General features: G+C 45.6%; 15 protein-coding genes. 8 read left to right on the top strand and 7 right to left on the bottom strand.

The features are described 5' to 3' along the window. Positions 1–41 precede the first annotated feature (41 nt). The 5 genes from HQ865_RS11475 to HQ865_RS11455 form a co-directional block, all read right to left on the bottom strand. Entirely contained in the window at positions 42–236 is a 195-nt protein-coding gene (locus HQ865_RS11475; RefSeq protein ID WP_173413097.1) for a hypothetical protein, read from the bottom strand. Next, entirely contained in the window at positions 233–904 is a 672-nt protein-coding gene (locus tag HQ865_RS11470; protein WP_173413098.1) for a hypothetical protein, read from the bottom strand. Before HQ865_RS11470 ends, HQ865_RS11475 begins: the two co-directional genes overlap by 4 nt. 19 nt (positions 905–923) lie before the next feature. Further along, positions 924–4,265: a DUF6443 domain-containing protein gene (locus HQ865_RS11465; protein ID WP_173415031.1), complete on the bottom strand. Its 3,342-nt coding sequence runs from the start codon at positions 4,263–4,265 to the stop codon at positions 924–926. 10 nt (positions 4,266–4,275) lie between these two features. Next, on the bottom strand, positions 4,276–7,602 hold the full coding sequence (locus HQ865_RS11460; RefSeq protein ID WP_173415030.1) for a hypothetical protein: 3,327 nt from the start codon (positions 7,600–7,602) through the stop codon (positions 4,276–4,278). Between the two features lie 486 nt (positions 7,603–8,088). Continuing rightward, complete coding sequence (locus HQ865_RS11455; protein ID WP_173415029.1) at positions 8,089–9,591, bottom strand: hypothetical protein; 1,503 nt, start codon at positions 9,589–9,591, stop codon at positions 8,089–8,091. Positions 9,592–9,721: 130 nt separating this feature from the next. Between HQ865_RS11455 and yiaA the strand changes: the two genes are divergently transcribed. The 7 genes from yiaA (at position 9,722) to HQ865_RS11420 (ending at position 19,071) form a co-directional block, all read left to right on the top strand. Next, complete coding sequence (gene yiaA, locus HQ865_RS11450) at positions 9,722–10,189, top strand: inner membrane protein YiaA (RefSeq protein WP_173415028.1); 468 nt, start codon at positions 9,722–9,724, stop codon at positions 10,187–10,189. Positions 10,190–10,351: 162 nt separating this feature from the next. Continuing rightward, entirely contained in the window at positions 10,352–11,602 is a 1,251-nt protein-coding gene (locus HQ865_RS11445; protein ID WP_173415027.1) for a YdcF family protein, read from the top strand. A 29-nt stretch (positions 11,603–11,631) separates the two neighbouring features. Beyond that, positions 11,632–12,507 carry a hypothetical protein gene (locus HQ865_RS11440; protein WP_173415026.1) on the top strand — a complete coding sequence of 292 codons (876 nt, stop codon included), beginning with the start codon at positions 11,632–11,634 and terminating at the stop codon, positions 12,505–12,507. Between the two features lie 376 nt (positions 12,508–12,883). Continuing rightward, positions 12,884–16,132: a SusC/RagA family TonB-linked outer membrane protein gene (locus HQ865_RS11435; RefSeq protein ID WP_173415025.1), complete on the top strand. Its 3,249-nt coding sequence runs from the start codon at positions 12,884–12,886 to the stop codon at positions 16,130–16,132. Positions 16,133–16,158: 26 nt separating this feature from the next. After that, entirely contained in the window at positions 16,159–17,688 is a 1,530-nt protein-coding gene (locus HQ865_RS11430) for a RagB/SusD family nutrient uptake outer membrane protein (RefSeq protein ID WP_173415024.1), read from the top strand. A 92-nt stretch (positions 17,689–17,780) separates the two neighbouring features. Continuing rightward, positions 17,781–18,623, top strand: a complete 843-nt coding sequence (locus HQ865_RS11425; protein WP_173415023.1) for a DUF808 domain-containing protein — start codon at positions 17,781–17,783, stop codon at positions 18,621–18,623. Positions 18,624–18,669: 46 nt separating this feature from the next. Beyond that, positions 18,670–19,071, top strand: a complete 402-nt coding sequence (locus tag HQ865_RS11420; RefSeq protein WP_173415022.1) for a DUF5655 domain-containing protein — start codon at positions 18,670–18,672, stop codon at positions 19,069–19,071. A 59-nt stretch (positions 19,072–19,130) separates the two neighbouring features. On the opposite strand, the gene HQ865_RS11415 is transcribed toward HQ865_RS11420, so the two are convergent. Together HQ865_RS11415 and HQ865_RS11410 are read right to left on the bottom strand one after the other, a co-directional pair. Next, positions 19,131–21,257: a tetratricopeptide repeat-containing sensor histidine kinase gene (locus HQ865_RS11415; protein WP_173415021.1), complete on the bottom strand. Its 2,127-nt coding sequence runs from the start codon at positions 21,255–21,257 to the stop codon at positions 19,131–19,133. 705 nt (positions 21,258–21,962) lie between these two features. Then, a complete protein-coding gene (locus HQ865_RS11410; RefSeq protein WP_173415020.1) occupies positions 21,963–23,933 on the bottom strand; it encodes a tetratricopeptide repeat-containing sensor histidine kinase in 1,971 nt (656 codons plus the stop codon). Positions 23,934–24,177: 244 nt separating this feature from the next. Between HQ865_RS11410 and HQ865_RS11405 the strand changes: the two genes are divergently transcribed. Beyond that, the gene (locus tag HQ865_RS11405; RefSeq protein ID WP_173415019.1) at positions 24,178–26,157 is read left to right on the top strand and encodes an alpha-L-arabinofuranosidase C-terminal domain-containing protein; all 1,980 of its coding nucleotides are present in this window, start codon (positions 24,178–24,180) and stop codon (positions 26,155–26,157) included. Positions 26,158–26,227: the final 70 nt, after the last annotated feature.

Below are 26,227 nucleotides of genomic sequence, written 5' to 3'. Positions count from 1 at the left end.
AAACGAACAAAGCCCCGATTTTAGGGGCTTTGTCATTGGTATCAGTTTGTTTTTTTCTTCGGCTTTGCAGCTGGCTTTTTGCCTGTTGCACTGTCCGCAAACGCATAGGGATTATGCTGCTTGGGGTCTTTTTTGTGCTTCAGGTGATAGGCACTGTGGGCACTGTCCTGCTGCGCTGTTTGCGCATGAACTGTAAAAGCCATGCTTAGTAGTAGTAATAGGATAAGCTTTTTCATTGGCCATTGTAATTTTCAACCACTTTATAATCACCATTTTTTGAGATGATTAAGAATACCCCTTTTCCTATATCTGTTGTAGGTATTGCAAGAGAATAAACCAGTACTATTTGACTTTTATCTTTATTTCTCCGCGAAAGATTGGGCATCAATATAGTACCATATTTTTTTAGGTTACCTCCGAATTCATCTTTAAAGTAGGGGGCGAAATCGCTTGCTCTAAACTGCTTTTTCAAAACAGTATCTCTCTTATTGACAAGTAACACATCTGATGCAAATTCATGTGTTAAGAAGTCTTTGGGAGCGCTCTTATCAATATCATATGACTTGGGTACCAATAAATTGGTGTTCTTCAGACAATAATATTTTAGATGAAAGTTTAAGCTGTCATTACCATTAACTAACATGGTATCAATTGTTTTAACATCATCATAGCTTTTTAATATTCTATTTTTTTCATCCGATTGCGAAGGTGTTTCTTCTTCACTATCGGAGCGATTGCCTTTAGCCATTTGAGCATCAATCGCTTTCTGTTTAGCATCTGCTACTGCTTTGGACGTATCGCCAGTATTGTTTAAAGAGTCGGATGAACTCTTGGTCGAGCTGCTGTTGCAACTTGTCCATGTGGCTGTTGCGATTAGAAGTAATATTAAAAGTCGTTTATTCATTTTCTGCAATTTAGATATGTTACATATTATCCATTATGTAATTAAAAGTATTAACTACACTACTCTTTATTGAATTCCATAAACCGCCTTGGCTTTGTTGTTGGGGTTTATTATTGGATGGTGCTGATGCCGGTGCATCAGGTTTAGTATCAAATTTATTAAAACTTACAATTCGCTTTCCCCAATACATAACTTTTCCATTCTGTATAAGGTTGCTTACCCTCGGTCCAGAAGTTCCACTTGAGGGATCTCCACCTGAATCCGTCATCTGTAAGTTTACAAAATTGCCATCTTTATCCCTTTGGACCAAAGTAATAAGTCCCCCATGCTTATTGCCATTTAATGTGACGACATTTCCTGGTACTACATCTTCTGGATCAACATTTGGTAGATTCTTGTCAATATTGGTTATACCATTACTTTTTCCGTGGTTAGGGTCTTTTTCGCCTCCAGCAACGACAACTTTTGTAATTAATCCAGAACAGTCGATTTCGGAACCGGGGCCATCCTCGCCTTTCGCACCTAACCTATACGTATTACCTTTTCCATTATCATTTCCTGCTACCCATCTCCCTGCCTCCCTAACAGCTGCGTTTCTTTGAGCAGTATCTCGACCATCAGGGTCTATAAACCTAATAGGGTTATTAACCGCATAATTATAGGGTGTCCATCGGCTATTTTTCTCCGCAAGAGGATCAATAGCAGTCCACCTCGCAATTACAGGGTCGTAGAAACGTGCACCGTAATCATACTGGTTAGCAAGGTCAGTCTGTACCTCCTTCCCATTATAAAGGTAACGATTATTGTTAGAAGCATCGTAAAGCCCATGTCTTAACCCGAATGAATAATACTCATCCTCCTGTAAAACGGTAGCTGTGCCACTATTACTGTAAAAGGTAGAACGTACATTGCCCAAATGATCTTTTAAGTTGTATTGGTAAACATAGTTACCGCCACCATTGGGGACAGCGCGTCCTTCTTCAGTGGAGATAAAAGCCACTGAACCATTGTGGTAAACGATCCCGTCGATATACTCCCAGGTACCATCATTCATCCCGCTGGCGGTACTGGTATTGCTCAGCTTCCTGCCGGTGGCATCATAGGTATAATTAGCCAGTTCAGTACTGCCATTCCTTACTTTCCGGGGCAGGTTGAGCAAGTTGTAATCAATCGTCTTACTACCCCCATCACTGGTAGCGTTGCCGTTGCCATCGTAAGCGTAGGTTCTTGTGGTAAAACTACTTCCTGTTACGCCGGTTAGTTGATTACCCGTATACCCGTAGGAGAGCGAAGAATAGCTTTGCCCGCCCCTGGTCAGGTTGGTAATATTGCCCATCACGTCGTAGGTGAGTCCTTCATCCAGCGTATTCCCGGTTGAGGTGGCATTGGTGAGCCGGTTCAGCTTATCATAAGTGTAAGTAAAACTTTTGCTGCCGCTGTAGCTACCGCTGTACAGCATTTTGCTGATATTGCCGTTATACTGCTTGCCCGTGGAGGGGCTTTCGTAGTATAATTCCTCGTTAAACAAATTGCCGCTGCTGTTAATGGTGCCAAGCCAGCCCCGCGGGTTATAGGTGTAGCCCAAATTTTGTAAAAAGCTGGCGCCATTATTGGTGCTGTGCAGGCCTTTTATCCTCAGTTGGCCAAGTTCGTTGTACAGGTTAACGGCAATAAGCGTAATGGGGTTGGAGGTGCTCCCCGAAACGATCTCTTCGTACAGGGCAACCCGGCGGCCCATGTGGTCGTAATAAAACACGTTACCTACAGCCAGTGGTACCGCATAATTCACTACATGGTAACGGCTGTTCGCTACCACCTGGTCGTTAAAATCATATGTGGGCAAGTTCACATCGTAATTACCATAACTGTAGCCGGCGTGCCCGCCCAGGTAATGCTGCTTGCTGGTTTGGGCCACGCGGCCTTCGGCATCATAATGGCTTACTGTAAATAAGCCGTCTATAAAGGTTCCGTCGGGGTTCATTACCGTAATCTGGCTGCCGGTAGGCAGGCCACGGGGCTGGGCCATTGTCCCGCTACCCCAGGGTGCATAGGGGTAACCCGGGAAAGTGTAGTTATCGTAATAATTAAGGCTTAAGCGGGTAGTATAACTCCCGGGCCAGGCATTGGCCGTATAACCCAGGCCGGTGGTGATAGCCTCCTCCCAAAGGATAGTTTGCCCGTCTATGGTGCTTTGCAGGTCGCTGCGGCTGATGGCCGTATTGCTGTTATCCCATACCCCGGTCAAAGCGGTACGCCCCAATACATCGTACTTAGTAAACAGCCACTGGTTGTTCACCCGCTGGTTGCTGTCCTGCGTGGCTACCACCTGATCAAGGGTGTTATACACCACAAAGTCCCAGCCCTTGCCCGGCAGCTTCTTTTCGGTCAGCCGCCCCCGGCCGTCGTAACGGTACTGGTAGCAAAAGTTACTGAGCGTGGTACCGCTGATAGCCCCCGTGGCATCGGGAGCAGCACCGGGTGGCAGTACATAAGCCAAAAGGCCTTTATCATCGTATACGTAATAGGTAGAAAGGATCTCCAGCGTGCTGCTTTTCCAGTTGAACGTCCGTTTCAGTACTACGCGGCCGGCCTTGTCTTTGTATTCTTCTACCGTGCCGGCCCGGCCGCTTTGCCAGTTCTCGTCTTTGCTGATCGTTACACTCAGCTGGTTGGCGCCGTATACGGCGGTATTGCTGCCGGCCCGGTTCAGCGTGCGGCTGCCGTTGCTGTTAATGGCGGCGGTATACAGGGCTACGATGCGGGTACCAGACGTATCGCTTAGCGCGGTGTTGTTGTTATTGGCATAGGCCATTTTTACGGTATGCCCGCTACCCGTGATACTGCCGCTGTAGGGTTGCCAGGCATTGCCGGGGGCGCCCTGTTCTACCGGCCTTTGCAATGGCGAAAGTTCGAACACGGTTACTGCGTAGGGCGTGGTGGTAGGGGCATAGCTTTGCCCGGTGATCTGGTAAAAGCTGTACTGCTGGCTGCCGGTATAGCCGCCGGTGCCGCTCAGGGCGGTGCCCTGGTACATGCCGGCCGTGGCGGGTGTTACGCTGTAGGGCTGGTATTTGATGGGTTCGCGGCCAAACTGGTCGTAGGCCTGGGGCTGCACCAGGTCCTGCCCGTTAGGGCTGCCGTATACCTGCACGGTTTGGATGGGCCTGCCCAGCCCGTCTAAATATTGGATGGTGCTTTGCACCGAATCTTTATTCGTAGTTAGCGTATCCAGCCGGCCCGTGGTTTTGATGGGGGTGCGCGGCACCCGCGTGCGCACATAGTTTTGACTGGTGCTTTGGGCTTGGGTGTGGGACACTATGCCCAGCAGCACTACAAAAAGGAGAGTTAAATGCTTTTTCATGCTGATGGGTTTAGTGTGCGTAATTATAATCGTACTGCTTCAGGATATTGCCATACTGGTCTTTAACGGCCAGCAGGCGGTTGTGCTCGTCGTACGTGTAGTAGGTGGTGATCCCTTTGGCATCAATGGTGCTGCTAACCCCCACGCCCTGCAAATAGGTATAGGTGCTCATCTGCGCGTCGGCGGGGAAAATGCGCACATCATCGTAGGCGCTGCCACCACTTAAGGTGTAGCTGCTGCCGGTATAGGCCAGCTCGCCGCTGTACAACCATGTACTCCCGCTCTTGTACCAATAAGTGATCACATAGGCGCGGCTGTTGGGCCTGGTCCAGCTAACGGTATATGATGTGCCGCTGTAATACTTAGCACCCGTATGCGCCGCGCCGGTTGTTCCACTGCTGCCGTCCTCAAAGTTCTGGGTGTAAAACTCGGCGGTGGTGGCGTTGCGGCATTCGGCAATGGGGTAGGCGTTTTTACCGGCCTCGGTACCGTTAACCGCCGGGTAGCCGTACTGGTAGGCCGTGCTGATGCCGCCGGTAAGCTGCTGGGCCGTAATTTTGGCACCGGTATCGTAAGTGTAAGTTGCCCGTTGTATATAGTGGCTGTCGCTGAGCAGGGTGTTGTACTTGCCTGCACCGTCTTTGGTTTCGGTACTTAACGATGCCAGCCCCGCGGCATTCTCCAGCGCATATATTTTTACGGGTTTATACAGCAGCGAATCGTATTTGGTTATGGTGCCGCCAATCAGCACCGAATCGGTAGCCGAGCGCTTTTGCCATACCTGCTTCTCGATAACCGGGGCCAGTACGTTGGCTGCTACCAGATTACCCGTTATGGAGCCGGCATAATCGTCGGGGTATTTCATCTTTTGTACCGATACCCGCCCGTCCGAATTGGTTTGCTGGCTCAGCACCAGGTTGCGGGTGGCCAGGTTATAATGGTTGCGGGTTTGGGTGGTCAGGGTATCGTTATTGTAAATGGTTTCGGTAACTTTGTTAAGGAACTTCCACTCCGAGTCAAGGCCGTAAACAATGGCGCTGTAAGTATTGATAGGTGGTTCGGGTGCCTCTATTTCGGAAAGCGTTACATACGGCTTAACCGCTATAAGCAAGGTGTCGGGCACTACTTTATAATCATAAAATTTAGAGCTGAGCAGGGTATAGCCGCTGCTGTTCTTTTTATAATGCAGTTCTTCCGCTGTTTCTACCCCCAGGTTATTGCCGCCGGATTCCAGGCACTGGAAAAAGTATACGGAGCGGCTGACGTTTGTCGTATCGCTGCCGGTATCCTCCGTAACCTTCGAATAAAAGAGCGGCAAACCGGGCGTTTCGCTTTGCACCTGCATGGAACTGTAGGTGAAATAACTATAGTCATTATAAAGAAAAGGAAAACTTGGATTGTCATGTTTTCTTTCTATATAGCTGTTGGTTACGTAGTTAACCGGGGCATTGCCGCCAAATTCATATTTATATTTCCTAATAACAGGGAGACCAGTTACCGGGTTGTCGGTAATGGTCTTCACCCGCACACCCGCGCTGGGTACGGTTTCAGGAATGGTGGTAGCTTCCGTAAAGCTGGCTTGTACGTCTACCCAGTTCTCGCTTTTATCGCAGATCACCTGTATCACATACTTGCCGCTATCAATAGCCAGGCTATCCACATGCCCCGCATCGTTTTCCGCGGTATACAATATTTTGCCGGTATAAACCAGTGCCCCGTCCAGGTCGCCTTTGTAAATGTATACCTCCGGATGGTAGTTATCACGCGCCCTGCCCAGGGGGTCGTCGACATCCGGGTTTTTGGCCGTGCGCGTCCATACTAATTTGAGCCATTGCGAATGATTACTGTTGAACGATGCCGTATCGGTAATTTCATTCTCGGTATCCGGATCAGTGCGGTAGGCGTAAGGATTAACCATCGCCTGGTGTTGTTCATAGTTCCCGGTATTGGTGCGGTTAAGTTCATATTCAAATTCCGTACTGCCGCCGGTGGGATAGGTTACTTTTTTTAAAGACCCCAGCACCGCCCCGGAGAGAACGGGGGTACGGTTAGCACCGCCGGGATAAAAGGTATTCGGCATCATGGTAAAGCTGGTCTGGCCATTGTAATAATTGAAATGATCTACCTGGTCGAACCCGGTTACTTCAGGTATGCCTCCGCTTCCGTCATCATAATAATCAAAATAATGCGTCAGCGAGTCGGCACCGCCGGATACCGTTTCGCTTACCGAACGTAACTTTAGAAAATTGGAATGGGTAATCCCGGCGGTAACGGAGTGAACAAAATAGCTATGATCCAGGTGAAAGGTCTTTACAGGGATACCCGCGTTGGTAGCAATGCCGATAGTCGCCAAAGCATATGGGCCGGTACCGGAATGGACTCCGACATCTGTTCTTACCCAGGACTCGGGGTAGAAGGTAACGGTATATTTGGATGACTGTATCGTTGTCAGCCTTTTGCTCGATACCCAGGTAGGCATACTCAGATTTGCGGTAGATAAAGTTCCGGCAGGGTTATAGCCGGGAAGAAAAGGATTAGTAGACAGGAGCCAGGTTTGGGCCCAGGCACCGCGCTGCGAAATCGTGCCTTCATCCGTGTAAGTAAGTGTGATGGATTCGGTTTGGGCGGCATTGGTTATTTTGGTCAGATAGAAGGCCGAAAAAAAACCGGGGATGTGGCCCGCTCCAGCGCTGGCTTTGGTTTGCGTACTTTCAATTTCGCCAAACTCATAAATCGTGCCGTCCTCGGTAGTGATATTAAAGCCGGTGCCACTGGCGGCTATCTTTAGTTTTTGTACCGGGAAAAGCACAAATCTGTTCTTTACCCGGGCAAACTTGCCCGAGTGGCCGGCAAAGTTGAAGCTGTACACATCCGGCTCGGCATCATAAGTGCGGTTGTCGATCTGGGTAAGATAGGTGTTATCTGTGTCAACATATGGGTTATTGTATTTCGCAGCACTGTTCTCGTACGCATAGGGGTTGCTGGTGTTGTACTCGTCATCCAGCCCTTTAACGTTGTGGGTAATTACGCCACCTGCCTGTAAGGACCAGCCGAGACCGATCCAACTGGTCTGCTCTGCAGGTTTATGGCCGTTGTAGTTATAGGTTAGACTGATGGGCAGGCTGAGGTCGTTCCCCTGTACGGTAAAGATAGGGACGCTGACGTTGGCCATACCCGTGTACATGGTAACCGGTACGTTGCCGTATTTGGACAGGTTAGCTGCTGTTGGAGAGGGTGGGACGATATCTGCCCTGGTGTAATTCGTTGGATCGGTTTGTGCGAATAACTGTATGGCGCATAAGGACAGCACCACACCGATAAGGAAGGTTTTTTTCATGGATGGTTTTGGGATAAATAAAGGTTGATGATTTATATAACGGCAGGGGCCGAAACAGCAAATAAGTGCGCAGGTTAAATAAATGTTTTGCGGCTGGGTTTCATGGATAAGGCTTTAAGGTTAATGCGGTTTTGACTGTACGGATTGCTCAAAGCTATTGAATTGAGCTTCCCGAATGTAAGAATTATATTTTATAAAAAACAAGGAATTCGGTATGGCTATGCTTCAATAATTAAATTGACCTTATTTGCACAGAACTTTCAATTAGTGTTCCGTACAGGGATGGCGCAAATGTCAGGGCATGGTGTTTGTCAATGTGAATAGGTTCGCGTAATACTACAAATATCAACATAGCCCGAATATAAAATAGTGACGCAACTGTGCCACTATTCGAAAAATATTTGCGCGATTATATATTACCCGAGCCCATAAGCGTATAGCGAAGTATAAGCGAGATTTGGCTAAAGACAGTGAACTGCAGTTTTATTATTGCGCCTGGTTGTCGTCGTGTATAAGTATCAGCACCACTTTATAAGGTGTTTTTCTTTCCCAGCGTGCTATCAGCCAGGCGATAAAACTTAAACTGAAGATGTCGTCGTTCTCTGCTTTGTTAGCCAGGTTTAATACGGCTGTTTTATAGGTTTCTTCAAAAATAACATCGGGCTTCAGCAGATATTTTTCAACCAGCTTCAAAAACGTCAGCACGCGCTCTTCCGACGTTTTAAGCAGGTACTTCTTATATCGTCGCCGAAAGCTGTTTAACCGGGACATGGCAAGCTCGATATTACCAAACTGGGCCTGTACTAAAATTTCCATCAGGCTTTTACGGATGGTCCATAACATGCCCATTTTTTTTTCATACCAGGCATCAGTGCGGGTAAGCAAGGCTTGATATTTTAAGCTCTCCCGGTTATTACCCAGGGCTAAAAACATAGCCAGGCATATTCTTATATCGTCGATGTCTTCCGGCCTAGATACATGCTTTGTCCGGGAAAGCGACACCTGCAAAAGCGCTATCGCATCATCGGCGAAGCCCGTAAAGAACAAGTCGAGCGCAGAAAGCAATTGATAACGTAAATAAAATAACGCGTGATAACGATTATCGGTTAGCATTAAATCCATCATTTTCCTGAGATAACCCACACTTTCTGCAAAGTCTTTTCGCCTTAAATGAAAGTTTGCTAAATAATACAGGATGGATATATGGTAAAAAAGGTAAGACCTGGTTTTATAGGGCTGATTTTGTATAAATTGATTCGTTCTGTTGATATAACGCTCTATCAATGCGTAATTCTGCTGTATCGCCGCATATTCGTTAGCTATAAAAAGAATTTGGTAAATAGACTTGTAAGTCATCAGGTCTTGTGCAGAAATTCTGTATTTCCGGATAGTGGTTATTATCAAAGCCGTCAAATTAACGATCTTTCCATCCCGGTGTATCTCCTGTATTTCCTGTCTTAAAAAAGCATATGCCAAATTTAGCTTAGCTTCGCGTTCCATATGCCCTTGATTCTGCAGGAAACGGGCGGTCAAGGGTTCCAGATCTTCAGATCCCGGCAAATGGGCATACTGTATCTTCAGTAGTAAAAGCTCGTTCAATAAATTAAACTGTTCCATATCTTCAGCCAGTCGTTCGGCCTTATGCAGGCATTTAAATGCAATCTTAAACACATCATTTTCTAATAAAAAGCGTCCCACCACCAGCAGGCGCAAGGCATCGTAGGTATCAGAATGATCACTTTCAAATGTTTTCTGTGATAGAAATAACAATAAACTATCCTGTAACCTTTTACGCAGGGCATGGTAGGCATCATTGTTTTTTTTAGTTCCGTAAAGCTTGTTTATGTTATCTATATCGTCAGTTTCTATCAAATCAAGTAACAATAGGTTTTTTACGTCATCTCTTTTGTTTTTTCGTTGTAAAAACTGCCTGAAAAGCTTTTTGTCATTATTGTTGAGTAGGTTGATTAACTCTGAAAGGTAGTCCATATAGATATATTAATACTTATAAAAATACAATAATTGAAAAATATATCGTCAGTAATTTAAACAATTTGACTTTTGCAGGTAGGTTTTGCACCCGACATTTGGTTCATATTAATCAACAAAAACAAAAAATATGGAACCGCTACAAAACAAAACAGACGAAAATTTAACCGCCGTAAAATATGGCGACAAAACCAGGAACCCATTTAAACCAACCGCCGCGTTTATTGGCGCCTCGTGGTTCGCTTTATTAACAGGAGTGGTGGGGTATTGCATCGGCTTATGGAATGCAGACATCCAATTGAACGAAAAAGGCTATTATTTTACCATTTTATTATTTGGCTTATTCGCGGTTATATCAGTTCAAAAAAGCGTAAGGGACAGGGCCGAGGGACTTGCCGTAACGGATCTTTACTACGGCCTGAGTTGGTTTGCTACTATTGCTGCAATGATACTGTTAACAATAGGTTTATGGAATACTGATCTTGCCCGAAGCGAAAAAGGTTTTTACGCTATGGCGTTTTGCCTGAGCATGTTTTCGGCTATTGCTGTACAAAAGAATACCCGCGACGCAAAGATGTTTGAGGATAAAGAGTTGTAACGTAGCGGTTGCCGCCCCGCAGCGCTTTGCCTGGCAAGCCTGCGGGGTTTATTGCATTGTTTGGGTGTAGTCTCAGATTAAATGTCGATCGGTCTTTTCATCACATTAGGTTAATGTTCAATTCATATTCAAGCGGCTATTTTGCAATGCATCCGCTATTGTATGAAAAAACTATTTATTCTTTTATTTACCGTATTGAACGGGCTTTTGGTGTTAGCACAAAAGCCAGCACCCGTCAATCATTATCAGTTGATCACTGATGGCGATTGGGTGAAGACAAAAAATTATTACCTGCTTACGCTTATCCAACAAGATAAAGCAGTTAGCCAGACACTAAAAACCGATGCTGTTTTAAAGCAATTAACCCAAAAGAAGTTAACCGATCTGAAAAACTCAGTAACCGATTGTAAGGACGCGGCCTGCTTTACTGATAAGATCAAATTTTCGGACGAGGAGATAAAAACCGTTGGCATTGAATTGGAAGCGCTTTGCAAATCCGGTAGCGCGCTGCAGAAGCTGGTGAAGAACAAACTGATCCCATCCGGTACTTATGGTTTGTATAAAGGATTAACTATATCGCAATTACTGGTTAAGGCCTGGGAACAGGACGCGGCAGGTATTAATTATACCATCGGTGTTTACGGTGATGGCAAAAAGCCAAATTATCCACTTATCGATTCGATCAGCTTTAATACCAAAGGCAGGAGATATGCCTTCCAGCTAAGCAGCATTAACGAAACACTTTATGGCGATGTAAAAGACGCCTCCCTGTTTTTTGAACCTGCCATGCAGGCTGCCTTGTTGTTACTGCAATTGAACGAACGCCAGGATGCGGCAAATTACGAGCCGATGGCGCAGACTGTAAATAAAGCAGCGGTTGAACACATTAAGGTAACCAATTGGGCTAAATATCCATATACGGTTATCCTGATCCCCGGCGAAGGGCCCGAGAACCTGACCACGCCTTTAAGTGCAGGCGGCATGTTGCGTTGCAGATTAGCTGCGCAGCAATACCGTGCGGGTTTGGCTCCTTTTGTTATGCCGTCTGGCGGTAAGGTGCATCCTTATAAAACAAAATATTGCGAGGCCGAGGAAATGAAGAAGTACCTTGTAGAGGTATTACACATACCCGCTTACGCCGTAATTATGGAGCCGCATGCCCGCCATACCACTACCAATATGCGCAATGGTGTAAGGCTGATGTACCGTTATGGCATCCCCGATAATAAACCGGGCCTGGTAGTTACCGAAAGGGGACAGGCCGGCGCTATCATCAATATGGCTGGCAGATGCATGAAAGAGCTGGGCTATGTGCCTTATAAACTGGGTAAATCGCTTTCACCAACCGCTACCGAGTTTTACCCACTTCCGGAGGCCATGCAAATAGACCTTGACGAGCCGCTTGATCCATAGTATCGCATTATCTTAAAATTAATTTTTGTATGAAAATAATATACGCCGTTGTAGCGGCATTATTTATCACCACATCTGCTTTTATAGCAGGCGGTATCGATGTTAACATCCAACGCGAAACAACTGTCGATTCCTTAGGCGCCTGCCAGGGTATATCTTACCAAAAGGGCCGTATATTTTTATATGGCGATAGGGAAGTGGGTATGGTGCGCGAATTTAAACTGGTAAAAGATAGCCTGGTATACCTGAAAAAGGAGTACAAGTTGACACAAAACGGGCAGGACGTGATCAGCCACCCAACAGGGATTGCTTACAACGGCGTTGGCCCAACCTTTATGGGCAACTCGGTAAAAATGAACCCGGAGGGTACTGTTTGGAAAACCAATATTTATTGCATCGACTGGAACGCGTTCCTTAAAAAAGGCACGCTTGATGGACCGTTGCTGAATACTATTGATGATGATGCCTGCATACAAGGAACCCGCCCCGAATATGTGAAGTACCACAACAAATGGTATGTAGCCACCGCCGATTACGGCGACCACGGTAACGAAGTTCGCCTGTACGATCCCGAAAAATTGAGCAAATGCAAAAAGACCAGCGAACCGGGCGTATTATATAAAAAGTTTGTGTGCACCCCCTGGGTGCAAAACCTAAACTGGGTTCCCGGCAAAGGTGTACTGGTGCTTATACAAAATAAAATAGAAGGACGCCAGTGGCGGTTTACTTATGTGGATTTGGAGAAATCTGTTGATGTCGGTAAAATGGTGGTATTGAAGCAGGTAGATCATATAGACCGCGCCGATGAACTGGAGGGTTTTTCCTTTATCGGCTCGAACACTAAGGGCATCGCTGTTACCTCATCACGTAAAAATAATGTCAATTTTGTGAAGACCGACTGGTGAAAATCACATTTGTTAAAACATAAAGGCCTATGTATCAACATAGGCCTTTATGCTTTATATAAACTTAACTTTTAAATAGCATCTACTTAAGATAGCGGCGATAGCTTTGTTGCAAATATTTCAATACTAAGCTATTTAAAATCTTCTACCACAAGCAAATCTGCTGCTTTTTTTGAAAGATTATTAACAAATGTTATTTAAACGATCCAGAAAAACTATTGCCTATGTAAAAAACGAACGCCCATCCGTATCGGCCCCGGCGATCAATAAAAACCGGTGAATGCGCTAACATTCACCCGGTCCGGTCAATTGTCAAATCAACATCAAGCGCTCGCAATGCTTTTTGTCTTTTACTAAACAACCAACAAATAAAAGTATGAATAAAAAGATTACGCATGATCTTTTAAAGAAACTTCTTTTTCTGCTTATCATGACCTTGTCAGTAACCGTACGTGTTGCTGCTCAAAACACCCAAACCGTTTCGGGTGTCGTAACAGATGAAACCAACCAGCCGGTACCCGGCGTTACTGTACGCCAGAAAGGCACTCCTAACGCAGTATCAACCAACGCCGCCGGCCGTTATTCGATTAAAGTTCCCCAGGGTGCTACGCTTAGCTATTCTTTCGTAGGTTATTTTACGCAGGATATGCCAGCAAGCAGCGGCAACATTAATGTTAAGTTGAAAGTTCAGTTTAACCAGTTGCAGGAAGTGGTAGCCATTGGTTACCAAACTGTACGCAAGAGCGACGTAACCGGTGCTATTTCCAGCGTTAAAGCCAGCGAATTGAACACTTCGGCCCCTACATTGGGCCAGGCACTGGTAGGTAAAGTAGCCGGTGTGCAGATCTCGCAAACAGACGGCGCGCCTGATAAGGGCGTTAAGATCCGTGTACGTGGTATCGGTTCGTTCTCGGCCAGCTCAGACCCGCTGTACGTGATCGACGGTTTCCCTGCCGGTAACGACCTTTACATCAATCCGGAAGATATCGAAACTATCGATATTTTGAAAGACGCCGCTTCGGCTGCCATATACGGTTCGCGAGCATCAGGCGGTGTTGTCCTCATCACCACTAAACATGGTAAAGAAGGTAAAGGTAAGTTTGAATACGACGTACAAACCGGTCAAAACCAATTGGCGCATAAAGTAAAATTACTCGATGCAGATCAGTATGCCCAGTTAGTAATTGACGGCCGTAATAACACCTATAAAGATATTTGGGTAAACACCGGCCATGTATGGAACGATGCCATGTACTCCGACGTTAACACTACCCGTATAGCAAACGTGGGTAGCGCTAATGCCGCATCGGTACAAATACCTGCTTATATTTATGATTTTGCCAGTCAAAAGGCGATCCCGCAATCGGTAAATACCGACTGGCAGGACGAGCTGTACCGCACCGCTTTCTTTCAAAAACATAACCTGACTTTTAGCGGTGGTAACAAGGACATTAAATACTATGTGGGCGGAGCTTACCAAAACCAACAGGGTATTGTACAAAACTCAGGCCAGGAGCGTTACAACTTCAGGACCAACGTTGAGGGCGACGTTAACAATAAACTGCATATTGCAGCCAATGTTTCGTACACACAAAACCTAAACCACGAAACCTCTGAGGGGCGTTTTGACCACGGCCCAATTTTAGGCGCGCTTATTTATATGCCATATTTCCCGGCTTATAATGCTGATGGCTCGCTGGCTACCAACCGTGCCGCATCTGAGTCGGCCGCTTATGGTTACCAGTCTATTGAAAACCCGGTTGCCCTGGCACAGCGTACGCAGATCGTTCGCCATGGTTATCGCAGCTATTACAATGGTTCGGCCAGTTATAAAATTTTACCTGAACTGACCTTTAAAGCTAACCTGGGTTTGCAGACCTATAACGAGAAATACGATTACTACCTACCCACCAACCTGAGCAGCGGCGCCAACGCGCCTGGCTCTCCGCAGGCTATCGCGGCTGCCAACGCTACCGCAGCTAACTTAGGCCAGCAGAACCGTTTGGGTGAGTTTACCGTAAACTACGATAAAAAATTCGGCAGGCACTCAGTTAATGTACTGGCTGGCTATACCGCGGAAGATGCTACTACAGATTATGTAAGCGTTAACGCCAAAGGTTTCCAAAACGATAACATTCCCGAGATCTCTAACAAAGGTGCCGACCCGACCAACTTTACGCTTAACTCGGCCTACAAGCGCGAAACTACGCTGCTATCTTACCTGGCCCGTGTCAGCTATAATTTTGCCAGCAAATATTACCTGATCGGTTCGTTCCGCGCTGATGGTTCATCACGCTTCGGCCCTGAAAATAAATATGGCTATTTCCCGTCAGTATCCGGCGGCTGGAACCTGTCAGAAGAACCTTTCTATCACAATTGGCTGGGCAACCAATCAACCGTTAAGCTGCGTGGCAGCTGGGGTTTGGTAGGTAACTACAATATTGGCGACTACAACTATCAGCAAACCATAGGTAGTACCGGCGGTGCAGTTTTGGGCGGCAGTGTAGCAACTTCTACCGCGCCAACCGGTATTAAAGACAATAAACTGAGCTGGGAGTCAACCTCTCAATACAACTTCGGCGCCGACCTGGGCTTACTGAAAGGCCGCCTGTTTGTTATCTTCAATTATTACCTCAGCTACACTTACAACCTGCTGTACAACCAGCCTATCTCGGCTGTTTCGGGTAGTACCACTATCCTTACCAACCTGCACGATTCGCAGATCCGTAACCGTGGTTTTGATGTTCAGCTGGATGGTAAGATCATCGAAGGCAAAGACTTTAAATTTGGCGCAAGCGGTAACTTCTCGCTCAACCGCAACCTTGTAACCAAATTTCCGGGCAATAACACCATTATCGTAGCAGGTGCCGAACGTTCATACCAAACACACATTACCCAGCAAGGTCAGCCTGTAGGTATGTTCTACGGTTTTAAAGTAGCCGGTATTACTACTGCCGACAACTACAATAAAGTACCGCAATCAAACGCGCAGAGCAACCCGCTGCACCCGGGCGAGCTGTATTTTGTTGATACCAATGGCGATGGTAAGGTAACTGATGCTGATAAATCGGTGATCGGCTCTCCTTACGCTAAATTTACTTATGGCTTTGCACTGAACGCGTCTTACAAAGGCTTCGATTTCACTACCAACTTCAACGGTTCATACGGTAACCAGGTGCTGGACGGCCAGGACTATTACCTGTTTAACATGGAAGGTTCGGGCAACCAATACTCGGTAGTGGCCGATCGTTACCGCAATGATGCTCAGACCGGCAACGGCCAGGTTTACCGGGCATCACGCGGCGGCGACCAGAGCAACAGTACCCGTCTGTCAACCTTCTATCTGCAAGACGGTTCATTCCTGCGTTGCGATGGCATCACCCTTGGTTATACAGTCCCTAAATCGTTGTTAGGAAAAGCCGGCATTAGCCGCCTGCGCATTTTTGCCAGTGCAACTAACGTGTTTACTATTACCAAATACAAAGGTTACAACCCCGAGGTTGACTATAACTACTCAAGTGGCGCCACCAACAGTACCCAGAACCCCAACCTGGCTCCGGGTGTAGATTATGGTGTTTATCCGCTTGTGCGTGGCTACAACTTAGGTGTTAACCTTGCTTTCTAATGAATCATCAATAAAGAATAAAGAAGATGAATAAGAAATTAATGATCATAGCAGGCGCGTTCCTGTTTGTGTTGATGGGTTCTTCATGTAAAAAGTCGTTTCTTGAAAAAGTCGACCCGAACAGCGTTACCCTGAACGACGATTTTAAATCGCCTAATGATATTTTGCTGGCCATTAACGGTATTTATACCAGCTTGCGCAGCAGCAACAATATTGGCGAAGGCAGCAGCTTGTGGACAGACGAACGCTCTGATGATACCGGTAGTAACGACAACCAGAGTAACGCGGGTGAGCCGTTCCAGTTTAACGATTACTCGTTGTTGCCTGGTAACACCTACCTGAAAAGCCATTGGGTATCGTTATACGGCACCATCAGCCGTTGCAACATTGTGTTAACTTATATTGACCAGGTGCCTTTTAGCGACCCGAACCTGAAATTGCAGTATGCCGCTGAAGCTAAATTTCTGCGTGCGATGATGTATTTCCGCCTGGTGCGCGAGTGGGGCGATGTGCCGCTGGTTACCAAACAGCTTAACAACGTTGACGAGGTGGGCGCCGCTACTTTCCGCGAGAAACAGGCAACTGTATACGCACAGATCGTAGCCGACCTGACAGACGCTACCAAAGCCCCATTGGCTAAATTGCAAACTGCTGCTACCACGGGGCGCGTTACGCTGGCTGCGGCCAACACGCTGCTGGGCCAGGTATATTTAACCATGGCTACCACACAAGATCAAAGCAAGCGTACTGACAATCTTAACAATGCCAAGACCTTTTTGCTGGCTGCTTACAATATGCGCTCTTTTACTACACTAAGCAGCATCCCATACACCGATGTGTTTGATGTAAGTAAAAAAGCCACCTGCCCCGAACTGATCTGGCAGATGCCTTACATACAGGGCAACGCCAGCTACTACTCAAGCATTGCCGCCAACAACCAGGTCAAAGGCGAAACCATCAACTCGCTTAAACCGTCAACCGCGCTTTCGGGGGGTATCACTGCCGATATTATTAAGGAGTATGAAACCGGCGACCCGCGTATGGCTTTCTCGGTTAAATATTCAACCGTGGTAAACGATTGGTTTATTACCAAATACCGCGATGCCAGCGCTGCTGCAAGTAACCTTGGCTATGGCGGTAACGACTACCCGCTGATGCGCTATGCCGACGTAATTTTGATGCTGGCCGAGGTGAGCAATTACCTGGGCGACAGTGCCGGCGCTATTCAATATATTGATATGGTGCGCACCCGTGCGGGTATGCCTACTTACGCCGTAAGCTTAACCAACCCTGCCTATGCCGCCAAATACACTGATCTGCGCCTGGCCATTTTGCACGAGCGCCGCGTAGAGCTGGCATTTGAGCATCACCGCTGGTTCGACCTGCTGCGTACTTTTACTACCGATGAACTGGTAACCTATTTCCGCGGGAAAAACCAGGCTGATTTTGGCCTTGCCAACCTGCAGCACTTTACTACTAAAGACAGGTACTACCCAATTCCGTTCGACGAGTACAAACTCGATCCGGTTAAAATGTACCAAAACCCCGGTTATTAATTGCCGGTTTATAGGGAAAGGAGAGGCCATTGGTCTCTCCTTTTTTTGTTATTCTATATTTTTTTGACTCAATGAGTTAACTTGCGCCAATTATGGCATCAGGCTTTTTTGCAATTCTGGATGATATAGCCGCGCTGATGGATGACGTGGCGGTAAACACAAAAGTAGCCGCGGGTAAAACGGCCGGCATCCTTGGCGATGACCTTGCCGTTAATGCCGAAAAGGCAACGGGTTTCGTATCATCGCGCGAGTTGCCGGTGCTTTGGGCAATCACTAAAGGATCGTTGCTCAATAAATTGATCATCATCCCTGTGGCTTTGCTGCTACAGGCTTTTTATCCGCCGGCCATTAAGTTGATACTGGTTTTAGGCGGTGTTTACCTGGCTTACGAGGGTGTAGAAAAGATCATCGAGTTTTTATTTCATCACCCAAAAGAAGCCGAGCCGGAAGAACAAGCTACAGAGCAAACCAAGATCAAGTCGGCCATTTCCACAGATTTTATCCTGTCTATCGAAATTGTAATTATTGCATTGGGTACAGTGCTTGAAGAGACACTGGTTACGCAAATTATTACCGTTTCTATTGTAGCCCTGCTGGCAACCATCGGCGTATATGGAATTGTAGCGTTGATTGTCCGCATGGATGATGCCGGTTTGCGGTTAATGAAAGTTTCTGGTAACAAAGGCTTCCTGTTAAAGGCAGGTATGTTGCTGGTTAAGGCTTTGCCGCTGGTTATCCGCATATTAGGCATAATAGGTACTTTGGCGTTGGTGTTGGTATCTGGTGGAATATTGGTGCATCAAATCGAATGGTTGCATCATTTATGGCCATCTTTTCCCGGGATAATAAAAGAAGTAGGAGCCGGCCTGGCCGCGGGTTTAATAGCAGTTGCACTGGTTAAAATATTTAGTATTATCCGGAAACGAATTGCCTGATCTGCTTGCTACGCCTATGTGTATAGTATAATATTGCTTAATTACGATGAGTTGGACTTGCCCTAAATGCGACCGGGAGTTTCCCAAACCAGAGCAACGGCATTACTGCGCGCGGGTAAGCCTGGATAGCCTGTTTGCAGGGCGTCCCGAAGAATTGATATTGGTTTTTGATAAAATATTGGCCGAAGTGGCAGATTGGGACGGCGTGTTGGTTGGCGCTACACCCAACTGTATTGTATTTACCCATCGGCTTACCTTTTTGGTTATCCGGCCAATGAAGAAGGAACTGGATATTAAATTTTACACAAAAGCCGCTCACCCCGAAAAACCGGTACGTACAAGTATAGCTGCCGGAAATAAGTTCGAGAATCACATTCGTATTTCGCTGTTAGATGAATTGCATCCGTCGATCTTTACCTTGTTACGGGAATCTTACGAATTGCTTTAACGAAAGATAAGACAGGGGCTATCTGCGCCATCTTACAATGTGGTTCATGCAACCGGCAATCAGGTATGCTGGCCTGCCAGCGGTAGCTCTATCCAAAAAGTGGTGCCGTTGTTCTTGTCATTATCCAGCCAGATATTGCCCTTGTTTTGTAGTACCATATCGCGGCACAGGATCAAGCCAAGGTGGTTTCCCTTTTCGCCCTGTGTGCCGGTGCTTACCACATGCTCAAGGCTGAATAGTTTTTCACGGTCGGCATCGCTGATGCCGGGGCCGGTATCGTGTACCGATATCAGGGCTTTCCCGTCTTTAACTCCTGCGTTCAGCACAATTTCATCGCCGGGGTTACAAAACTTTACACTGTTTGATAGCAAGTTGCGGATCACCAGCCTGATCATGTTTTGATCGGCATGTACCAATACCGCGTCAGTTGCCAGGTTGGTCACCTTCATTTCCTTCATTTCAATTTTCGATTCTACCAGGTGAATGTTTTCGGCAATACAATCGGAAATGTTAAAATCAACCGGGTTAATTACAATACCCTCCAGCTGGCTTTTCGACCATTCGAGCAGGTTGTCTAAAAAATCGCTGGTTGAAAGGATGGTATCTTCAAGCCGGGCCAACAGCATGCGTAATTCCTCGTCGTTTATACTACCCTGGCGATAAATGCTAAACAGCGAGCGCAGGCTAACCATTGGCCCCCTGATATCGTGCGAAATAATAGAGAAGAATTTGTTTTTAATGTCGTTTAAGCGTTCCAACTCCGCATTTTGCGTGGTGGTTAGTTCCATTTGCGTGGTCAGTTCCTCGTTAATGGTTTCCAACTCGTGGTTAATGTTGGCTATTTCTTCTTTCTGTTCCAGTAATAGTTTATTTGTCGCTTGCTTTTCGAGGTTGCGGTGATACAGCATCAGCAACAGCAAGATCACAAAACCCAAAACAATAGATGTGATGACAATTACATTGCTGTAATGCGTTATGCGCTCTTTATAATCGGTGTTTTTCGAAGTAATGTCCTGGTTGTTTTTTGATAAGCTTGCGTTCTCATTACGCATGCGGTATATTTCGGTAAGGGTAATATCTTTTAATACCCTTTCCTCCTGTATGCTATCCTGGGTCAGCACGTATTTGCTTTGATAGTCGAACGCTTTTTTAATATCGCCTTTGCTTTGGTAAACCAACACCAGGTTGCGTAAAGCTAAAGAAGCGGCCGTTTTTGATTTCATGAAATAACTTATCTTCAGGCTCTCCATGGCAAACTCTTCGGCTTTCCTGTAGTCTTTCATCTCTACATAAGTTTGCACCAGTATTTTTAGTATAGCGGCCTCTTCGTATTTATCGCCAATTTTTTTTACAATTTCCAAACCGGCGTTCAGATGTTCGAGCGAGGTATTGTATTGTTTAAGATGGAGGTACACAATACCAAGGCCCCTGTGGGTAAGCGCAATACCATTGGTGTTGGCCATTTCGGTACGGATGGCCATGCTTTGGTTAAAATATTCAAGCGCCTGCTGATCGCGCCCGAGGGCTTGCGCGCAATTACCTACACCGTAAAGCGCTGAAGCCATACCGGCCTTGTCATTACTTTTAGTATAACTTTTCAGGCACTCGGTAAAATAGGATTCCGCGATTTTGTATTGCCCCATATCGTAATAGAGGGAACCGATATTGTTGCTGCATTGATCGATACCCTTTTGTATCTTGTTTTTCTTGAATACATCTAAGGCCAGGGTATAGTATTTTATCGATTCGCGGGTATCATCCAACCTTTCATAAACAAAGCCCATATTTACCAGGCTGCGCCCCATACCCATCGCGAATTTTAATTTCTCGGCCTTATTATAACCAAGCGAAAGGTAGTAAAGGGAACTGTCGTATTTGGTACGCATGGCATACGATCCGCCCATATTAATAAAAGCATCTGCTACGACAGTTTCATTGCGTGTTTTTTCGCCCAGTTGCTTAAGCGCGTTTGCATAAAAAAACTTTTGCTGCGGATTGGTAGGGGCCGATGCCGATGATAGCTGCCTCAACAATTTAACGCGCGAACTATCGGGCATGTTTTGGTTAAGCTTCGCGATCAATGAATCGAGCTTGGTCTTTTGTGCGAAACAGGGCTGGGCAAGTAACAGGAAAACCCAGCAGTAGTACTTTTTAAACCATTTTATGTTAAAAGATATACCGGGCATCGTATCGTTTTTTAATAAGGGATAGTCGCAATTATACAAATGATGTTACTTACATCATATTTTCCATTAGCAAGTAAATATAGTAAATGACTTATTACTTGTAACCCGGATGTTGAAAAAAGAGTAGTTATTTGATAAGTGTTAGCTACTTATTAAAAAAGATATTTATTGAAAAAGCAATTGCGTGCGGAGATGTTGGGTAACGTTTTATAAAATATATAAAATGCAGAAAGACTTACGGCAGTATATACCGGTGTTTTATAGTAGTTTTAGCAGGGCGTTATTTATTACAAGCGTGCCTGGTAGTTGTCGCCTATTTTTAACGAATCGTTCCTTATTGCTTTAATAATAAAATAATCGTGCCGGGCGTCTATAAGGGTGATGACTGAATAACCGTGCTGCCAGTACCCAATACTAAATATTCTATAGGGCTGTAAATGGTTGCTAAACTGTTCCGAGTTATCGATAACCGGCTTTGAAACAGTGCAGTTTAAAAAACATGCAGACGCAATAAGTAGTCCAGGTAATACTCTTTTCATTCTCAGTTAATTTAGCTTAGTGGTTTACGGGAATAAATATAAATAATTATGATAAAATATAATTATTCAATTTAACCAACTGGAACTAAGAATGTTTGCGCTTAATTAATATTTAATATTGCAGGGTTGAAGTTTAAAAAAGTGTTAAGAATATAGCAGGGAAATATTAAATAACCTGCGCGTTATGAAGGCTGAATTTAAAGGCAGATCCTTTTCCCTCTTCGCTTTCAACTTGTATGATACCGCCGTTTAGTTCAACAAATTCCTTGCATAATAATAAACCTATGCTGGTGCCTTTTTCATTGTTGGTCCCGGAAGTGCTGATATTATTGATATTAAATATCTGGTTCACCTGGCTGGCGGGGATACCTACGCCGCGGTCCTGAACAATTATGGTAACCATATTGCCGTCAGGTTCAATGTTTACACTGATGGTTATTGTACCCTTTTCGTAGCTGAATTTTATAGCATTCGATATCAGGTTGCGGATCACAAAATCAAAGTGGTCGGCATCGGCAAATACGGTAACATCATCACTTACATCATTCTCAATAATGATAGATTTATAGGTTGCTGTATCGGCCAGCATGGCGATAGTGCGGTCGATATTAGATTTTATGGCAAATGTGGTTTGATTAAGCCTTACACCTTTTATCTGCATTTCGCCCCATTTAAGCAAATTGTTCAATGTTTCTAACGATGCGTTACTGGTGTTTAACAATAAACCCATCAGTTCCTTTCGCTTTTGCGGACTGATGTCATCGTCATCGATAAACTCCATTAAATTTATTACCGATACAAATGGCGCGCGCAGATCGTGCCCTAAAATCGAGAACAGTTTATCCTTTACCTGGTTCGAATCCTGTAAACTGGCATTGGTACGATGCAACAGGCGGTTAAGATGACTGGTGCGATAAAGAAAAACTGCTACGACAATCAACAACATCAAGGCCCCCGTCATCACCAGCAAAATGACCTTTCGTTCGAATGATTGCTGTTTGTTTAAAAAGCTCAATTCCTGTACTTTAACCTTCGATTGGTTAAGTTCGTATTCAGATTGCAAACTGGTGATCTGCTTCGACATTTCCTTGTAAAAGTATTTGTCGGCAATGGCATATTGCTGACTCCTGATATCGAAGGCGGCTTTGTAATTTTTTTGAAAATTGTACAGGTCGGCCATGTTATTAAGGCTTTCCGTTACTTGTTTATAGTCATCTTTACCTTGCGCCAGTACAACCGCCTGTTTATAATAAGCCAGGGCTTCATTGGCATTACCGGTTCCGTATGTTGCTGCCAGGCCGTTAAGAATTTGTACCTGCCTTATATAATTATTTATTCTCCTTGCTTTTTCAAGCGCCAGTTTTTGTAATTCGATCGATTTGTTTTTATTACCCTCTTTTGTATAAACCGATGCCAGTGTGGTGGTTAATGTAATGTTTAGCCCCTGGTATTGTGGTACATTACTTGGTACTAATCCGCGTGTTAAATGGGCTTTAGCCTCTTCAAACCTGCCCATATCGCGGTAGATAGCGCCAAGGTCCACCAGCAAGTTAAGCGACAAATTAGAAAATGGTAAACGGCTGTTCAGGCTTTCTGCCACATGGTAATAGTTCAGGGCCTCGTCAAATTTCTTTTGCTTAAAGTAGGCCTCGCCAAGGGTAAGGTTAGCTTCCATTTTTCCCAACGGATTCCCGCTTTTTTCGCTTATATCCAGGGCTTCTAAAAAATAACCTGTGGCCTTATCATAATTCCCCTTACGCATTTCAACCACGCCAAGGCGTATGTTTACGGCCGACATGCCTTTGTTGTTGCCGGTTTGCGTATAAAGATCGAGCGCGCTGAGATATTTCTTCCGCGAATCGGCATAACGGCCAACATTATCGTCTATCATGCCCAACTGGTTAAGCATCATGGCCTGTCCATCAAGGTTATGCTGTTTTTTTGCCAGCGCCATACCCTTTTGTGCTAAAAACAGGGCCGAATCTGGTTTATCGTACCGGTACCGGCTTACCAGTTTATTATAGGTCTCAATGCTGGTGGTATCGCTTAGAGGGGCTTTTTGTGCAAAGCAGGCAGGGGCAATAATAGTACTCCATAAAATAACCGTCAACAGGATCAGCGTCCTGTCTGAAATCAATTTCGGGGAGTATCTCAAAATATAGCGAATGCTAAATGCAGGCATCTATCTAAAAAGTCGTGCAAAGATAATTATTAACTAATTTACTACGTTGATTAAGTTTATTAATTACAAGTTATATGGCAATATTGTTACTGTATTGCATTGTCATTTTTTTGTACAATAATATCATTCGCTTTTATATATTTGTCTTAATGACATTTATTGTTTGTTTTAATTATAACCAGCTATATACCCTTTATAAATGAAAAAACTTTTTACCTGCACCCTCGCGGCATTGTTATGTTCGGTTGGCGGAATTGTATCTGCACAACAGGTTAAAAAACTAAGTGTTTTAACAGATAGCCGCGGGCCGGCTATACCTGCCGCCATGTGGGGCATTTTCTTCGAAGATATCAACTTCGCGGCTGATGGCGGCTTATACGCCGAACTGGTAAAAAACCGTTCGTTCGAGTTTGCTAAACCTATGATGGCCTGGAAAGAGATCACTAAGGATGGCGGAGCCGGTAGCACGCTCATTATTAATCGTGGCGAAACCAATGCCAATAACCCACGCTTTGCCCGTGTGAGCGTTAAAAAGGATAAGGGCAGCTACGGATTGGCCAACGAGGGCTTTCGTGGCATGGGGGTGTTTAAGGATAAGCAATACAATTTCTCGATACTGGCCCGTCAGTTATCGGGTAATGTGAAGATACATATTGAAGCGGTAGGCGCCAATAACGAGAAACTGGGCGAGACAGATCTGCAGGGCTTCAAGAGCGATTGGGGCAAATACACCGCCTCGTTTACCTGTAAGGCTACCGATGCAAAAGCACATCTGAATGTCTACTTCGAAAACCCGGGCACGGTGGATATCGATATGGTTTCGCTATTTCCGCAGGATACTTATAAAGGTCGCGCCAATGGGCTGCGCGCCGATCTGGCCGAGAAACTGGCAGCCTTGAAACCGGGCTTTATCCGCTTCCCGGGCGGCTGTATTGTGGAGGGCCGCGATTTGGCCAACCGTTACCAATGGAAAAAAACGGTAGGGGATATCGCCGACCGCGAACTCATAATCAATCGTTGGAATACAGAGTTCGCTAATCGTTCGGCACCCGATTATTTCCAGTCGTATGGTTTAGGCTTCTTCGAATATTTTCAACTGGCCGATGATATTGGCGCCGAACCATTGCCCATACTTAACTGCGGTATGGCCTGCCAGTACAACACTGCCGAGGTAGCACCGGTAGACCAAACCGATACCTACATACAAGACGCGCTTGACCTGGTTGAGTTTGCCAATGGCGATGTAAATACCAAATGGGGCGGCCTGCGTGCCGCCATGGGGCATCCCAAGCCATTTAACCTTAAAATGATGGGAGTGGGCAACGAACAGTGGGACGCGCAATATGTAGAGCGTTATAAACTGTTTGCCAAAGTCCTGAAGGCCAAATATCCAAACATTAAACTGGTAACCAGCTCGGGCCCATCGCCCGATGGGGATAAGTTTGATTACCTGCACGCTGAACTAACCAAAGAAAAGGCTGACTTTTTAGATGAGCATTATTACCAGGCGCCCGAATGGTTTTTAAAGAACGCCCAGCGTTACGATAATTACGACCGCAGCGGCCCGAAAATATTTGCCGGTGAATATGCCGCACATATTAAGGACACCAAAAACAACGATGCTGAATACAAGAATACGTGGATAAGCGCGCTTGCCGAAGCCGCCTTTATGACCGGCCTTGAACGTAACGCCGATGTGGTGCAAATGGCATCATACGCGCCTTTACTGGCCCATGTTGATGCCTGGCAATGGCGCCCGGATCTGATCTGGTTTGACAACCTGCGCTCGGTTGGTACACCTAATTATTATGTACAGCAGATCTTTTCTGCTAATAAAGGCACCAATGTTGTCCCTGTAAAAATGGATGGGGCGGTAGTGGCAGGTAAGGATAGTATTTATTCGAGCGCGAGTATGGATGCGGCTACCCATCAACTCATTATTAAGGTGGTAAACACTTCGTCGGTAGCCCAATCTGTACAGATCGATCTGCAGGGAAAAGGCAAGCCGCAAAAAGTATATAGCCAGATCACGCTTTCGTCAACGGACAAGTTTGCTTACAATACCCTCGCCAATCCGCTTAAGGTATCGCCGCAACAGGGTGGGGGCGGCATACAGGCCGGTAAAATAAATACCAGTTTGCAGCCTATGTCGGTAAATGTATATAAGGTGAATTACTGATCTTCATTGTTAAAGTTAAGGAGTAACGTAGGGGTTGATTATCTAAGGATTCCGATGCTCCGTTAGGAGC

Source organism: Mucilaginibacter mali (assembly GCF_013283875.1).
Taxonomy (GTDB): Bacteria; Bacteroidota; Bacteroidia; order Sphingobacteriales; family Sphingobacteriaceae; genus Mucilaginibacter; species Mucilaginibacter mali.
This window is presented reverse-complemented; position numbering and strand designations above follow the sequence as displayed.